This window comes from Streptomyces bohaiensis (genome assembly GCF_012033785.1).
GTDB lineage: Bacteria > Actinomycetota > Actinomycetes > Streptomycetales > Streptomycetaceae > Streptomyces > Streptomyces bohaiensis.
The window spans coordinates 16409-29841 of record NZ_JAAVJC010000036.1 but is presented as its reverse complement, the minus strand read 5'-3'; the positions used below and the strand labels follow the sequence as shown (position 1 = coordinate 29841).

Here is a 13433-nt window from a genome sequence, read left to right as displayed (position 1 = left end):
GCCCGGGCCGGGCGCCGCTGCCGTGCGGGCCGACCCGCCCGTGCCCCGACCGCGCGTGCCCCGACCGCGCGTCGGCCCGTCGGCTCCGCACCGGGACGTGGCACCGCAGCCGCCGGTGCCCGGCGGTCTAGGGTCGGGGCATGACCCCTTCGATCGCCACCAACACCCGCGTCGAACTCCCGGAACTGCTGGAGTTCCTGCGGCCCCGCCACCGGGCCGTCCTCCTCACCCGCCGCAGTGACGGAAGCCCGCAGGGCTCCCCGCTGACCTGCGGCGTGGACGACTCCGGCCGCCTCGTGATGTCCACCTACCCCGAGCGGGCCAAGACGCGCAACGCCCGCCGCGACCCGCGGGTCAGCGTCATCGTCCTCTCCGACGAGTGGGACGGCCCGTGGGTCCAGGTCGACGGCACCGCCCAGGTTCTCGACGTCCCCGAGGCGGTGGACGGCCTCGTCGAGTACTTCCGCAACATCGCCGGCGAGCACGGGGACTGGGACGAGTACCGCGAGGCCATGGTCCGGCAGGGGAAGTCCCTGATCCGCGTCACCCCCGAGCGCTGGGGCCCCGTCGCCACCGGCGGCTTCCCCGCGCGGCTGGCGCCCGGGAGCTGACACGGCACCGCGGTCGTGCGGCCGCCCCGCCGCGTCGGCCGCTCCCGCGCCGCGGCGTGCCAGGCCCGTGTCCGTTTTCCGCCGGACCGCGACGGCGCGGCGCGTCACACTGGACCATATGAACGACGACGAAGCCCGGTACGAGGCGGTGCGTGCCCGTGACGCCCGCTTCGACGGGGTGTTCTTCACCTGCGTCACCAGTACGGGGATCTACTGCCGCCCCAGCTGCCCGGCGACCACGCCGAAGCGGGCCAACGTCCGCTTCCACCGCTCCGCGGCCGCCGCGCAGGCCGACGGCTTCCGGGCCTGTCGCCGCTGCCGCCCCGACGCGGTGCCCGGCTCCGCCGAGTGGAACGTCCGGGCCGACGCGGTCGGCCGGGCCATGCTGCTGATCGCCGACGGCGTCGTCGACCGCGAGGGCGTCACCGGCCTCGCCGCCCGCCTCGGCTACAGCGAACGGCAGCTCCGCCGTCAGCTCGTCGACGAGGTGGGCGCCGGACCGGTGGCGCTCGCCCGGGCGCAGCGGGCGCACGCGGCCCGCACGCTGTTGCAGACCACCACGCTCGACATCGCCGCTGTCGCCTTCGCCGCCGGCTTCTCCAGCGTCCGCCAGTTCAACGACACCGTGCGCCAGGTGTACGACCGCACCCCCAGCCGGCTGCGGGCGGCCGGCCCGGGACCGGGGACCGGCACGACCGAGGGCATCGCCCTGCGGCTCGCCCACCGCGGACCGTTCGACGGCGACCAGGTCTTCGACTTCCTCGCACGCCGCGCGGTGCCGGGCATCGAGGAGGTCGTCGGCGCGCCCGGTGACCGCCGGTACCGCCGGACGCTGCGGCTCCCGCACGGCCACGGGGTCGCGGAGGTCGGGGAGGCGGGCGGTCCCGGATGGCTGCCCGCCCGGCTGACCCTCCTGGACCCGCGCGACCTCACCGCGGCCGTGCAGCGGGTGAGGCGGCTGCTGGACCTCGACGCCGACCCCTTCGCCGTCCGCGAGCGGCTCACCGCCGACCCCGTGCTCGGCGCGGCCGTGGCGGCACGCCCCGGTGTGCGGTCCCCCGGCACCACGGACCCCGACGAACTCGCCCTGCGGGCGGTGCTCGGGCAGCAGGTCACCGTCGCCGCCGCCCGGAACCTGACCGCGGCCCTGGTCGCCGCGGGCGGCACCCTGTTGCCCGCCCCCGACGGCGGTCTCACCCACCTCTTCCCGTCGGCGGCGGAGATCGCCGACGCACCCCTGGGCGGACTCCGCATGCCCGACGCCCGCCGCACGGCGCTCCGCACCCTCGCCGGCGCGCTCGCCGGCGGCGACCTCGTCCTCGACCCCGGCACCGACCGGGAGGAGGCGGAGCAGCGGCTGCTGGCCCTGCGCGGCATCGGCCCGTGGACGGCCGGATACATCCGCATGCGCGCCCTGGCCGACCCGGACGTGCTGCTGGCCGGCGACGCCGGCGCACGGCACGGTGCGACCCGGCTGGGCGCGCCCGGCGCAAGCAGCGGGCAGCGGTGGCGTCCGTGGCGGAGCTACGCCCTGCACCACCTCTGGCTGGCGGCCTCCGCCACACCCCGCGCCGCCGTGGCCCTGCACGACACCCGCCCCGACCACGTCGCGGAGGCGGAGCCGGTGCCGGCCGCGTCGCCCGGCGGCTGACCTGCGGCGCCGCCTCGGGAGCGCTCTCCCGGGGCCGACCGGCACCCGACCCACGAGGAACCGCCCACCGCCGGCGGCGTCCCTGACCCGATCGGACATCACCACCATGCGCTACACCATCGTCCCCGGCCCGCTCGGCGAGATGACGCTCGCCGGACCGCGACCGGACGTCCTGTCCCACCTCGCCTTCGCGGGGCAGAGGTACGAGCCCGCGATCGGCGAGGGGTGGCAGCGGGACGACACCGCGTTCCCCGAGGCCACCCGCCAACTCGCGGCCTACTTCGCCGGCGATCTCAAGGAGTTCGACCTGACCTTCGAGGTCGTCGGGAGCGAGTTCCGGCGGCGCGTCTGGGACGCGCTGGACACCGTTCCCTATGGCACCACCGTCACCTACGGCGCGCTCGCCGTCGCCGCGGGGCTGCCCGCCAACGCCTCGCGCGCCGTGGGCGGCGCCGTCGGGCACAACCCGATCAGTGTCATCCGCCCCTGTCACCGGGTCGTCGGCGCCAACGGCACCCTCACCGGCTACGCCGGCGGCGTCGACCGGAAGCGCCACCTGCTGACCCTGGAGGGGCACCTGGGCCAGGGACTGCTGCTCTGACGGTCGGGCCACCGCCGCGTGACGCCGCCCGGCCGGGCCCACCGCCGCCCGAGCGGGGGACGCCCCCCGCTCAGGCCGGGGGAGAGGCCGGCGGCGGCTGGTCGGGGCGGTGCGCGCCCCGCGTCACCAGCTCCTCCAGCCGGTCCATCGAGACCTGCATGCCGCCCTCCATCCCGGTGGCGAGCTGCGCGTCGCGATGCGCCGGCACCTCGTGGAGCACGTCGAGGGTGAGGGTGGTGACACCGTGCTCGTCCTCGTCGAACTGCACGGTGTCGAGCGCCGTCGCCGGTGGCATCCCCTCGTGGACCTCGGTCGTCACCAGCAGGTGCGGAGCCCGCACCTCGCGGAACTCACCGTGGAAGGCGACGTCGTAGCCGCCGCCGTCACCCGGTTCGTGGACCACGTAGCGCCAGGTGCCGCCCGGCCGCAGGTCGATCTCGCACACCTGCCAGGACGAGGTGGCGAAGCCCCACCAGCGCCGGTCAGTCGAACTGCTTCTCGATCTGCGCGAGCTTGGCCTCCAGCGTGTCCAGCGGCGCCCGGCCGCTGCCGCTGACCGACGCCCGGGGCTTCGGCTCCGGGGCCGGGGAAGTGGCGGCCGTGGCCGCGGTCGACAGTCCCGGCGCCTGCCGTGCGGCGGGAAGCTGACCCGGCTCGCGGGGGGCGGCCTCGGCCGCCCCGACCGGCGCCGACCCGGCGCCGCCCACCGCCACCTCCACCCGCGGCACGCGGCCGCGACCGAACATGCGGTGCTGGCGGCGCAGCGCGCGGTTGCGGGACCGCTCCAGGCGCCGCTGCTCCTTCTCGCGGCGCTTCTTGGTCTCGCGCTCGCGCCGCTCGTCACGGACCTCGTCCACCGCCTCGTCCAGGGTCCGCACGCCCTCCAGCAGCATCAGGGACCACGCACCGAACGTCTCGCGCGGCGCCCGCATCCAGCGGACGAAACGGATCTGCGGCAGCGGTCGCGGGACCAGCCCCTGCTCCCGCAGCGCCGCCCGGCGGGTCTGCTTCAGCGCCCGGTCGAAGAGGATGGCCGCCGACAACGACATGCCCGCGAAGAAGTGCGGGGCGCCGGCGTGCATCTCGCCGCGCGGTGCGTGGACCCAGTTGAACCACGCCGCCGCGCCCGCGAAGAGCCAGACCAGCATCCGGGAGGCGACCGAGGCGTCCCCGTGGCTGGCCTCCCGGACCGCGATCACGGCGCAGAACATCGCCGCGCCGTCGAGTCCGAACGGGACCAGGTACTCCCAACCGCCGGAGAGGTTGAGGTTCTCCCGGCCGAACCCGACGAGCCCGTGGAAGGAGAGCGCGGCCGCCACCCCCGCGCAGCAGAAGAGCAGCGTGTACGAGGCGGTGGCGTACATGCGCTCCTTGCGCCGGCGCCGCTCCTCCATCCGTTCCCAGGAATCCTCCGCGGCGCCGTCCCCGGCGGTGGCCGCGCGCTGCCTGCCCCGCGCCAGCAGCACCACCGCGACCAGGGTGCCGACCAGCAGAATCGCCGCGCCCAACACCCAGTTGACATGCACATCGGTCAGCGTCATTCGGCTGCCCCTCGTCCGACCCGTCGTCCTCGCACCCGCCGCCGGTGCGTCCGCGGGCGTCCTCGATCCGTGCATCCTCGCGGACGAGGGAGGCCGACCGCCCGGCTCAGCGAAAAGCCCCCGCGAACGAGTGGTGTACGCGGGGGCGGTAGGGCGTTTGTTCCGAATTCACACCGGTGCGTCGGCATCCTGTTCGACCGGTCGGGGGCGTCCCTCGCGGGCGACGCGCTCCGCGTCGGAGGTCCGCGGGCAGGTCACACAGGTCGCGTCGGGACGGAGGGTGTAGAAGAAGCAGCAGGTCACCCGGTCGCGGGTCGGCAGTCGGCCGCCGCAGCCCGTCGCGATGTCGCGGAAGGCGGCGCCGCCGGAGAACGGCGCGGTGCTGCCCGGAAGGATCAGTTCCGCCTCCGTCCGCGCCCGTCGCTCCTCGCCCAGCAGCTTCCCGACGTACCAGAGCCCCTCGACGAGTTCGTCGGTGGCCGTGCCCCACATGGCGCGGGCCCGCCGGCGCATCCGCGGCGCGAAGACCTCCAGTACCGGGGCCATGTGGGCGGAGAGCGCGCCGCGCAGCTCCGCCCGCAGCGCCTCCTCGGAGGCGACGGGCCGCGCGCCCGGCGCACCCACCGCCGGATCGTCCGGCAGGCAGGCGAACTCCCGCACCCGCACCGCGACCCTGCCCTCGTCACTGTGGAGCGCGACGTCCGCCGGGGCCAGGCGCGGCACCCGCCGGACCAGGAAGTAGGGCAGGGAGAACAGTGCCGTCGCGGGCCAGGCGTAGCGATGGAGCGCGAACCCGGCGGCGACGTCCCGGCGGACCCCGACCCCGTAGGCGGCGGTGCTCTCCCGCTCGCTCGCGTCGACGAACGCGTCCAGCGCCGCGGCGTCCTCGACCAGATCGGCACCGCGCAGCCAGCCTGCGGCAGGACCGCCGGCGCCCGGCTCGGCGCTCTCCTCGACCCGCAGGTGCCCGAGGACACCGTTGAGCGCCGCGTAGGCGGGCCACAACGGCGAGGTCGCCGCCGCGCGGGTGGGGGCGTGCTGCTGTGCTGCAGAGCCGGCGGGAGGGGCCGGAAGGAGCGTCATGGTGCCACCGCATCGTGATCGTTTCCAGGTAAGCCTTACCTTACCTTCCTGTCGGGGGCTGCGCCGACCCGGGCAACCCGCCTAGAGTGCTGCTGGTCGGAGCAGAGCGGGACGCGGCGCGGACGGAACGGCGGAAGCGGATGGAACAGACCCGGCCGGATCCGGCCCCCGGCCCGGCGCGCCCCTCCGCTGCCACGCCCCTGCCGCATCCGCGGCACCCCGCGTTGTCGGAGGCCCCGCAGCTGCCCGCGCGCCACTCTGTGCGGGACCAGGTGCTGGCCGAACTGCGGGCCGCGCTCGCCGCCGGCGGGCTGCTGGCCGGGCAGGTCTACTCCGCCCGCTCCCTCGCGGAGCGGTACGGCGTCTCCGCCACCCCCGTACGGGAGGCGATGCAGCGGCTGGCCAGCGAGGGCGCGGTCGAGGTGGTTCCCAACCGGGGCTTCCGCGTCGCCGGGCTCAGCGACCGCGACCTCGCCGAACTGGCGGAGGTCAGGACCGCGCTGGAGGTTCCCGCCGTGCTCGGACTCGTGCGCCGGGCCCGTACCGGCTCCCGCGGCGCGGCCGCCGCCGCACGGGGTGGCCGCGCCGAGTCCGACGCCCGCGCCGCGGAGAGCGGCCGCTGCCTCACCGCGGCCCCGGGCTGGCAGGCGCTGCGTACGGTCGCGGACACCTCGGTGGTCGCCGCGGGCCGGGGGGACCGGCAGGGCTATGCCGAGGCGGACCTCGCCTTCCACCGCGGCCTGCTGGAGCTGACCGGCAACCGCCAGCTCACCGAGGCGGCCGTGGAGATGCTGCGGCGCAGTCAGGCGCCGGTGGCGGGGCGGCCCGCCTCCCCGCCCTCTGTCCTGCGCGCCACCGCGCTCCAGCACGTCGCGCTGCTCGACGCGCTCGCGGAAGGTGAGGCGACCCTCGCCGAACGGCTGCTGCGCGACCACCTCACCCGGGTCTGACCCGCGCCGCTCTCCGCGGGCCCGTGCGGCGGCCGGGAGCCCGGTGTCCCCGCCGACGCCGGGCGTGCCACAGTGGCACCGACCTGCGTCGGCCACCGAGGCACCGAGGAGCACCGTGACCGCACCGCCCGCCTTCCACCTCGCCGTACCCGTCGACGATCTGGCAGCCGCCCGCCGGTTCTACGGCGGTGTGCTCGGGCTGGCCGAGGGCCGCTCCACCGACCACTGGGTCGACTGGGACCTGTGGGGACACCAGTTCGTCACCCACCTCGCGTCCGACGCCGGCCCGGCCACCGGGACGTCCACCGTCGACGGCCGGGCCGTCCCCGTGCCCCACTTCGGGCTGCTGCTGGAGACCGACGCCTTCCACCGGCTGGCGCAGCGCCTCCGGGACGCCGGCACCGCGTTCGTGGTCGAGCCGACGCTCCGGTTCGCGGGGGAGCCCGCCGAGCAGTGGACCATGTTCCTGCTCGACCCGGCCGGGAACGCCCTGGAGTTCAAGGCGTTCGCCGACCCGGACCAGGTGTTCGCCCGATGAGGCGGGTCCTGGTCACCGGTGCCTCCCGCGGCATCGGCCGCGCCGTCGCCACCGCGTTCGCCGCCCGGGGCGACCGGGTCGCCGTGCACTTCGGGACCCGGGAGGACGACGCCCGCGCCACCCTCGCGGCGCTGCCGGGCACGGGCCATGTGCTGATCGGGGGTGACCTCTCCCGACCGGACGCCGCGCGGGCGATCGTCTCCGGCGCCGTGGCGCACCTGGGCGGGGTCGACGTTCTCGTCAACAACGCGGCCGTGGCTCCCGGGCCGGAGAACCGCCACGCGGTGGCGGAGGTGGGATTCGACGCCTGGCAGCGGGCATGGCGCACGATGACGGAGGTCGACCTGCTCGCACCGGCGGACCTGACGTACCACGTGGCGCGGCACCTCATCGAACGAGGAGCGGGCGGAGCGGTGGTGAACATCGGCTCGCGTGGCGCCTTCCGCGGCGAACCCGACCACCCCGCCTACGGCGCTGCCAAGGCCGCCCTCCACGCCTTCGGACAGTCGATGGCCCTCGCCCTCGCCCCCCACGACATCGCTGTCTCCTCCGTCGCCCCGGGGTTCGTCGCCACCGAACGGCAGGCCGACCGGATCGCCGGGCCCGACGGCGAGGCGCTGCGGGCGCAGAGCCCCTTCGGGAGGGTCGGCACGCCGGAGGAGGTCGCCGCCGCCGTGCTGTACCTGGCCTCGCCCGAGGCCCGCTGGGCGTCGGGCACCGTGCTCGACCTCAACGGCGCCTCCCACCTGCGGACCTGAGGCGTCCTCGTCCCCGGCAAGCGCCGCGGGGCTCAGCCGGTGCCGGCCGCCGTCCCGACCGGGGCGGGCCCGGCCGCCCCCGGGGCCGGAGAGGACTGGGCGGGCACCAGCCGGGGGAGGAGCCAGCGGGGCACGTCGCCCAACAACCGCACCAGCCGCGCCGCCTCCTCCCGCAGTCGCGCTGCCTCCGGCTCCGGGGCCACCTCCGCCAGCGCGGCGAGAGCCGGCGCAGCACCCACGAGGTGACCGGTCTCCTCGCACAGCCGCAGCGATTCGGTGAAGTGCTCGCCGGCCGCCGTCGTCTCGCCGGCCAGGACCGCCAGCCAGCCCAACTGGCGGGCCACGGCGGCCCGCAGCGGCAGATCCCCGCGCGCGGTCGCTTCCGCGTGCGCCCGCCGGTAGGACGCCTCCGCCCCCTGCGGACTGTCGCTGAGGTGCTGCGTCATCAGCCCCCGCCGGAAGTCCAGCAGCGGCCTCCCCGGCCCCGTGGGGTCCAGCAGTGCCGCCGCCCGGCCCAGTGCGGACCGCGCCTCGTCGGTCCGGTCGCGCACGCCGAGGTGGGTCGAGGCGTAGGCAAGGTATCCGCGCTCGCAGGCGGCGACGCCCCGTTCGGCGTCGGTCAGCGGGAGGGACTCCGCCGCACGCAGCGCCTCCTCTGCCTTGTCCCAGCCCTCGGAGGTGTGCACGCACCGCTCGACGTACAGCTCCACCTGACGGAGCGCGGCGCCGTGGTGGTGCGGGACGAACGGCGTCAGCAGCCCGGCCGCCTCCTCCCAGCAGCCGCGCGAACGCAGGCGCCAGACCGCCCGGGTCAAGGGGTCGTCCCCCTCGGACCGGACCGTACGCAGAACGGCGGGATCCGCCACAGTGCCCTCCCCAGGCGCTTCGTCGAGCCGATGGTCGTGCGGTCACAGGGTGTTGCGGTTGCATCTCAGCATGAACACGGGGGCGGGGCCAAGAGGCGCGAGTGAACCAGTTCACAAACTCCGACCGGACCGGACGGCCCACCCCAACGGCCCATCCGGACATGCGCGTCGGCCGGTGGGCGGCTTGGGTGGGGAGACCCGCCGCCGCGGCCCGCCCGGCGTCAACCCGGTAACGGGCTGTCACTGAGGCGGGTGGCTCGAGGCGGTGCGCCCGCGCCGGCACCGGGGCGCGGGACGGCGGACCGAGGAGGCACGGCGCATGTACTCAGCACACGGCGGTGGCGGAGGCGGTGGCGGAGGCGGCCGGGAACCACGACGGGGCTTCCTCGCGGAACTGGCCCGGGCCGTCACCCCTCGCGCGGCGCTGCTGGTCCTCGGCGTGCTCGCCCTGCAACTGGGGTTCGTCCTCTCCTACGTGGGTGCCTTCCACGCACCCCAGCCCCGCGAGGTGCCGATCGCCGTCGTCGCCCCCGAGCCGGTCCGCGCCGAGGTCACCGACAGGCTGGCCGCGCTGCCCGACCGCCCGCTCGACCCCGGCCATACCGCCGCCGACGAGGAGGCGGCCCGCGAGGAACTGCTGCGCCGCGAGATCGACGCCGCCCTGGTCGTCGACGTCGACGGCACCACCGACACGCTGCTGGTGGCCACCGGCGCGGGCTCGTCACTGGCCCAGGCCGTCACCGACGTGCTGCGTGCCGTGGCGGCCGACCAGGACCGGCAGCTCGACGTGGAGGACGTGGCCCCCGCCGCCGACGGTGACAGCCGCGGCCTGACCGCGTTCTACCTGGTCGTCGGGTGGTGCGTCGGCGGCTACCTCTGCGCCGCCGTCCTGGCGATCAGTCGGGGCGCCCGCCCGGCCACCACCTCGCGGGCCGTCATCCGGCTGCTGGTCCTCCTGGTCTACGCGCTCGCGGCAGGGCTCGGCGGCGCGGTGATCACCGGACCTGTGCTGGACGCGTTGCCCGGTGGGGTCGTGGCGACCGCGCTCGTCGGCGCGCTGGTCGTCCTGGCCGCCGGGGCCACCACCCTCGCCCTCCAGGGCCTGCTCGGCGTCGCCGGCATCGGCGTCGCGATCCTGCTGGTGGTGGTCCTGGGCAACCCCAGCGCGGGGGGCGCCTACCCGGGTCCGCTGCTGCCCGGGTTCTGGCGCGAGATCGGGCCGGCGCTCATCCCGGGCGCGGGCACCTGGCTCGTCCGCTCGGTCGCCTACTTCGACGGGCACGCCGTCACCGGTCCGCTCCTGGTCCTCGCCGCCTGGACGGTGGCGGGTGTGCTGCTCACCGTGCTGGCGGCCCGGTTCCGCGGCGCGGCGGAACCGGGCGAAGCCCCTGCCGCGGGTCGCTGACCGGCGGCAGGTGCACCGCCCGCGCGGGGCCTTTGCCGGCGGTCAGCCTCCCGCGCCGCGGTGCAGCACCGCGTCCGCGGCATCGTTGACCGGCTGGGGGGTGCCGGTCAGATCGAGGACGAAGAGGGCGAGTCGCAACTCGTCCGCCCGGTTCCGGGCACCGCGTTCGAACCCCGCCAGCGAGAACGCCACGGGCGTTCGCTGCTCCGTCATGGCGTACAGCCACAGCGTCTCGATCGCCGCGCACCCGGTCGGCACGGTGCTCGCGTCGACCAGGCCCACCACTGCGGGGCCGCGGAGGTCCGGCCCCGGCGCCGGGTGCGGCGAGGCGGTCTCCACTTCTCCGAACCCCAGCCAGCGCAGGAAGTGTGCGGCGCACGACACCGCGTCGTCGCCGGTACGGATGGTCAGCGGCCGGAACGGCCCACGCCGGGTGGTCCTGGTCGCGCCGGGGTCGGCGGCTGCGGCGCCCGCCGCCAGACGCACCGTCGCCCCGCAGGGGCAGCAGAACTCCGGCTGCGGCCAGTGCCCCGGCTCGCCGCACGCGCCGCAGGGCACCTCCGCCCAGGCGTCGGACCAGGAGCGGTGCCGGACCAGCACGGCGTCGGCCCCCGCCAGCAGCGGTACCGCGACCGGGGCGCCGCAGACGCAGGGGTACTCGGGCGGGCTGTAGGCGTGCTCACGGCGGCACGCCGGACAGCGCACCGACACGCTGTGGCTCATCGACTGCTCCAGGCGGGGTAGGCGGCGGAGGACGTGGGGGTGCGCGTGGGGGAGGGTGAGGGGGGAGTGCGGGGAGATCACCCGGCCTCCAGTCTTCCCGACCCCGGTCGTACCGCGCAGCTTCTCGGCCGGATCGCTCCCCTGCGCCACCCCACGCCTCCCCGCCGCACGAGGCCCTGCCGGGGCCCGCGGTGCCGGTCCGCGCCGGGGCATCGGCGCTGCCGGCACCCAGTCGAGACGACCTCGTTGTGCGCCCCGGGCGCATGAGGTGCACAAGGGGGCGCGAAGGCAGGCGCGTTCACCGGAATGTGACGCGGAATTTCGCACTGCGTATGGCGTACTGCGCGGACAGTGATATTTACTGTCCTTGATCGCAGAACCGGCAGCAGGGCCAGGGGAGGGCCGAGTGACCGCTGGGACCGCAGAGACACCGGGCGCCGCCCCCGAGGCCGCGCCGACGTCCGACACCGGAACGCTGCCCGCCGCCGTCACCGCCCGCGAAGCGGTGCGGGACACCGCCGGCGGGACCCGCGACGACCGCTGGGACGCGCTGGTCTCCGCCAGCGCGCGGCTGCGCACCGCGCTGGACGACTACCGGGCGCCGCTCATCGACCGCGGCGTGGCCGAGCAGGAACTCGCCGCCCTCCACCGGATGGCCGCCGGGGGCGCGGCCGACCCTTCCGCTCTCAGCGGCAGGCTGCTGTTGGTGGCGTCCGCGGTCGGCTCGGTGCGGGTGCTGAGCCCGGCACTCGCCGAACTCCGCGCTGCGGTGGGACGGTTGGGCCCCGGTGTCACCTCCGTGACGGTCATCCCGCCCCCACACCGCTGACGGCCCCCGGGCCGCCGGGTGGTCTGCTGCGCCACCGGGCTGCCCCGTGTCCTCGTGATCCGCGGCACCGTGGTGCCGCGACACCGCGGGCCCCGGACGCCGATCACGGGGCCGACACGGCCGGCCGCATCGCTGCGCGGCGGCACGGGAGGGCTGCGGCCGTCACGGCAGCAACTCGTAGGCGACACGTGTCAGGAAGTCGACGTACTCCTCGTCGAGCGCCACGCGCAGCAGGACGTCGTGGGCCTGCTGCCAGCCACCCGATGCGACCTCGTCGACCCCCAGCTCCTCGGTGAGGGCGGCCAGTTCCTCCGCTGCGATCGTGCGCACCAGCTCCCGGGTCACCAGGTCACGGCCGGCCGGTGCCCCCTCGAGCCGGACACCGGCGTGGACCCACTGCCAGATCTGCGAGCGGGAGATCTCGGCCGTCGCGACGTCCTCCATCAGGTTGAACACCGCGACGGCGCCCCGGCCGTTCAGCCACGCCTGGAGATAACGCACGCCGACCGCCACGGCATTGCGCAGCCCCTCGTAGCTCGGCCGCGCCGCCAACGAGCCGACCGCCAGCAGCTCGGCCGCCCCGATGGAGACGTCCTCCCGCAGCCGGTCCTTCTGATGGGGGCGGTCGCCCAGGACGGCGTCGAACGACTCCCGTGCCACGTCGACCAGGCCGGGGTGGGCCACCCACGAGCCGTCGAAGCCGTCCGCCGCCTCGCGGTCCTTGTCCGCACGGACCTTGGCGAACGCCACGGCGTTGGCCTGCTCGTCCCTGGAGGGGATGAACGCCGCCATACCTCCGATGGCGTGGGCGCCGCGCTTGTGGCAGGTGCGGACCAGCAGTTCCGTGTAGGCGCGCATGAACGGCGCCGTCATCGTGACCGCGTTGCGGTCGGGCAGGACGAACTCGGGCCCGGCGTCGCGGAAGTTCTTGATGAGGGAGAAGAGGTAGTCCCACCGCCCGGCGTTGAGACCGGCGGCATGGTCGCGGAGCTCGTGAAGAATCTCCTCCATCTCGAACGCGGCGGTGATCGTCTCGATGAGGACGGTGGCGCGGATCGTGCCGTGCGGGATGCCGAGGTGGCGCTGGGCGAAGACGAACACGTCGTTCCAGAGGCGAGCCTCCAGGTGACTCTCCAGCTTGGGCAGGTAGAAGTAGGGCCCGCGGCCCTGCTCGGCCAGGAGGGCGGCGTTGTGGAAGAAGTACAGCCCGAAGTCGACGAGACCGGCCGGGACCGCCGCGCCGTCGACGAGCACGTGCGAGTCGTCCAGGTGCCACCCGCGCGGCCGCATCACCACGACGGCCAACTCCTCGTCCGGGCGCAGCGCGTAGCTCTTGCCGCGCTCGTCGGTGAAGTCGATGCGGCGACGGAAGGCGTCGCCCGTCGAGATCACGCCACCCACGACGTTCTCCCAGGTCGGGGAGGAGGCGTCCTCGAAGTCGGCCAGCCAGACCTTGGCGCCGGAGTTGAGCGCGTTGACCGCCATCTTCCGGTCGGTCGGGCCGGTGATCTCCACGCGCCGGTCGCGCAGGGCGGCCGGTGTCGGCGCCACCTGCCACGCGCCCTCCCGGACGTGAGCGGTCTCCGGCAGGAAGTCCAGCCGCCCCGTGGCCGCGATCTCCTGTCGCCGTGCGGCGCGGGCGGTCAGCAGCTCATCCCGACGAGGGGTGAAGTGGCGGTGCAGCTCGGCGAGGAACACCAGCGCCTCATCGGTCAGCACCTCGTCCTGCCGCGCCACGGTGGGGGCGCCGGCGGCGATCACGGCCGGGGTGGGCGCGGCCTCGGGCATGGGGACTCCTTCGTCGCGGCACGGTCGCTGCCCCCACCGGTCCTCCGGGCGCGGGCATCCGGTCTCGGAGGTTAGTTTCCTCATGATGG

At 75.6% G+C, this 13433-nt stretch carries 14 protein-coding genes; 8 read left to right on the top strand and 6 right to left on the bottom strand.

Going from position 1 to position 13433, the window contains the following annotated elements; translation table 11 throughout:
• The first annotated feature begins 140 nt into the window (after positions 1–140).
• The 3 genes from HCN52_RS07310 (at position 141) to HCN52_RS07300 (ending at position 2863) form a co-directional block, all read left to right on the top strand.
• Positions 141–611 carry a PPOX class F420-dependent oxidoreductase gene (locus tag HCN52_RS07310; RefSeq protein WP_168087543.1) on the top strand — a complete coding sequence of 157 codons (471 nt, stop codon included), beginning with the start codon at positions 141–143 and terminating at the stop codon, positions 609–611.
• 118 nt (positions 612–729) lie between these two features.
• Positions 730–2262 carry an AlkA N-terminal domain-containing protein gene (locus HCN52_RS07305; protein ID WP_168087542.1) on the top strand — a complete coding sequence of 511 codons (1533 nt, stop codon included), beginning with the start codon at positions 730–732 and terminating at the stop codon, positions 2260–2262.
• 106 nt (positions 2263–2368) lie between these two features.
• Positions 2369–2863, top strand: coding sequence for a methylated-DNA--[protein]-cysteine S-methyltransferase (locus tag HCN52_RS07300; protein ID WP_168087541.1), 495 nt, complete (start codon positions 2369–2371; stop codon positions 2861–2863).
• Positions 2864–2933: 70 nt separating this feature from the next.
• On the opposite strand, the gene HCN52_RS07295 is transcribed toward HCN52_RS07300, so the two are convergent.
• From HCN52_RS07295 to HCN52_RS07285, 3 genes are all read right to left on the bottom strand, one after another.
• Positions 2934–3308 (bottom strand): SRPBCC domain-containing protein, encoded by a 375-nt coding sequence (locus tag HCN52_RS07295; protein WP_168087540.1) that lies wholly within the window; start codon positions 3306–3308, stop codon positions 2934–2936.
• Between the two features lie 37 nt (positions 3309–3345).
• Positions 3346–4404: a DUF2637 domain-containing protein gene (locus HCN52_RS07290; protein ID WP_168087539.1), complete on the bottom strand. Its 1059-nt coding sequence runs from the start codon at positions 4402–4404 to the stop codon at positions 3346–3348.
• Positions 4405–4572: 168 nt separating this feature from the next.
• The gene (locus tag HCN52_RS07285) at positions 4573–5487 is read right to left on the bottom strand and encodes a (2Fe-2S)-binding protein (RefSeq protein WP_168087538.1); all 915 of its coding nucleotides are present in this window, start codon (positions 5485–5487) and stop codon (positions 4573–4575) included.
• A 140-nt stretch (positions 5488–5627) separates the two neighbouring features.
• Here HCN52_RS07285 and HCN52_RS07280 point away from each other — a divergent pair, with 140 nt between their 5' ends.
• The 3 genes from HCN52_RS07280 to HCN52_RS07270 all read left to right on the top strand — a co-directional run bounded on the left by HCN52_RS07280 (position 5628) and on the right by HCN52_RS07270 (position 7733).
• Positions 5628–6437: a GntR family transcriptional regulator gene (locus tag HCN52_RS07280; RefSeq protein ID WP_168087537.1), complete on the top strand. Its 810-nt coding sequence runs from the start codon at positions 5628–5630 to the stop codon at positions 6435–6437.
• Between the two features lie 115 nt (positions 6438–6552).
• Positions 6553–6975, top strand: coding sequence for a VOC family protein (locus tag HCN52_RS25900; protein ID WP_168087536.1), 423 nt, complete (start codon positions 6553–6555; stop codon positions 6973–6975).
• Positions 6972–7733: an SDR family NAD(P)-dependent oxidoreductase gene (locus HCN52_RS07270; RefSeq protein ID WP_168087535.1), complete on the top strand. Its 762-nt coding sequence runs from the start codon at positions 6972–6974 to the stop codon at positions 7731–7733. The genes HCN52_RS25900 and HCN52_RS07270 overlap by 4 nt, the downstream gene beginning before the upstream one ends.
• 32 nt (positions 7734–7765) lie before the next feature.
• Here the strand turns inward: HCN52_RS07270 and HCN52_RS07265 are convergent, their stop codons facing one another.
• Positions 7766–8599, bottom strand: coding sequence for a hypothetical protein (locus HCN52_RS07265; RefSeq protein ID WP_168087534.1), 834 nt, complete (start codon positions 8597–8599; stop codon positions 7766–7768).
• Between the two features lie 319 nt (positions 8600–8918).
• Between HCN52_RS07265 and HCN52_RS07260 the strand changes: the two genes are divergently transcribed.
• Positions 8919–10004: an ABC-2 transporter permease gene (locus HCN52_RS07260; RefSeq protein WP_245174937.1), complete on the top strand. Its 1086-nt coding sequence runs from the start codon at positions 8919–8921 to the stop codon at positions 10002–10004.
• Between the two features lie 42 nt (positions 10005–10046).
• On the opposite strand, the gene HCN52_RS07255 is transcribed toward HCN52_RS07260, so the two are convergent.
• A complete protein-coding gene (locus HCN52_RS07255; RefSeq protein WP_168087533.1) occupies positions 10047–10727 on the bottom strand; it encodes a hypothetical protein in 681 nt (226 codons plus the stop codon).
• Between the two features lie 406 nt (positions 10728–11133).
• On the opposite strand from HCN52_RS07255, the gene HCN52_RS07250 reads away from it, so the two are divergent.
• Positions 11134–11556, top strand: a complete 423-nt coding sequence (locus tag HCN52_RS07250) for a DUF5955 family protein (RefSeq protein WP_312876587.1) — start codon at positions 11134–11136, stop codon at positions 11554–11556.
• Positions 11557–11718: 162 nt separating this feature from the next.
• Here the strand turns inward: HCN52_RS07250 and aceB are convergent, their stop codons facing one another.
• Entirely contained in the window at positions 11719–13344 is a 1626-nt protein-coding gene (gene aceB, locus HCN52_RS07245; RefSeq protein WP_168087532.1) for a malate synthase A, read from the bottom strand.
• Positions 13345–13433: the final 89 nt, after the last annotated feature.

Excerpts from the sequence above, each read along its gene's own strand:
- HCN52_RS07310 (WP_168087543.1), top strand. The coding sequence starts at position 141 with ATGACCCCTTCGATCGCCACCAACACCCGCGTCGAACTCCCGGAACTG.
- HCN52_RS07305 (WP_168087542.1), top strand. The coding sequence starts at position 730 with ATGAACGACGACGAAGCCCGGTACGAGGCGGTGCGTGCCCGTGACGCC.
- HCN52_RS07300 (WP_168087541.1), top strand. The coding sequence starts at position 2,369 with ATGCGCTACACCATCGTCCCCGGCCCGCTCGGCGAGATGACGCTCGCC.
- HCN52_RS07290 (WP_168087539.1), bottom strand. The coding sequence starts at position 4,404 with ATGACGCTGACCGATGTGCATGTCAACTGGGTGTTGGGCGCGGCGATT.
- HCN52_RS07285 (WP_168087538.1), bottom strand. The coding sequence starts at position 5,487 with ATGACGCTCCTTCCGGCCCCTCCCGCCGGCTCTGCAGCACAGCAGCAC.
- HCN52_RS07280 (WP_168087537.1), top strand. The coding sequence starts at position 5,628 with ATGGAACAGACCCGGCCGGATCCGGCCCCCGGCCCGGCGCGCCCCTCC.
- HCN52_RS07270 (WP_168087535.1), top strand. The coding sequence starts at position 6,972 with ATGAGGCGGGTCCTGGTCACCGGTGCCTCCCGCGGCATCGGCCGCGCC.
- HCN52_RS07260 (WP_245174937.1), top strand. The coding sequence starts at position 8,919 with ATGTACTCAGCACACGGCGGTGGCGGAGGCGGTGGCGGAGGCGGCCGG.
- HCN52_RS07255 (WP_168087533.1), bottom strand. The coding sequence starts at position 10,727 with ATGAGCCACAGCGTGTCGGTGCGCTGTCCGGCGTGCCGCCGTGAGCAC.
- aceB (WP_168087532.1), bottom strand. The coding sequence starts at position 13,344 with ATGCCCGAGGCCGCGCCCACCCCGGCCGTGATCGCCGCCGGCGCCCCC.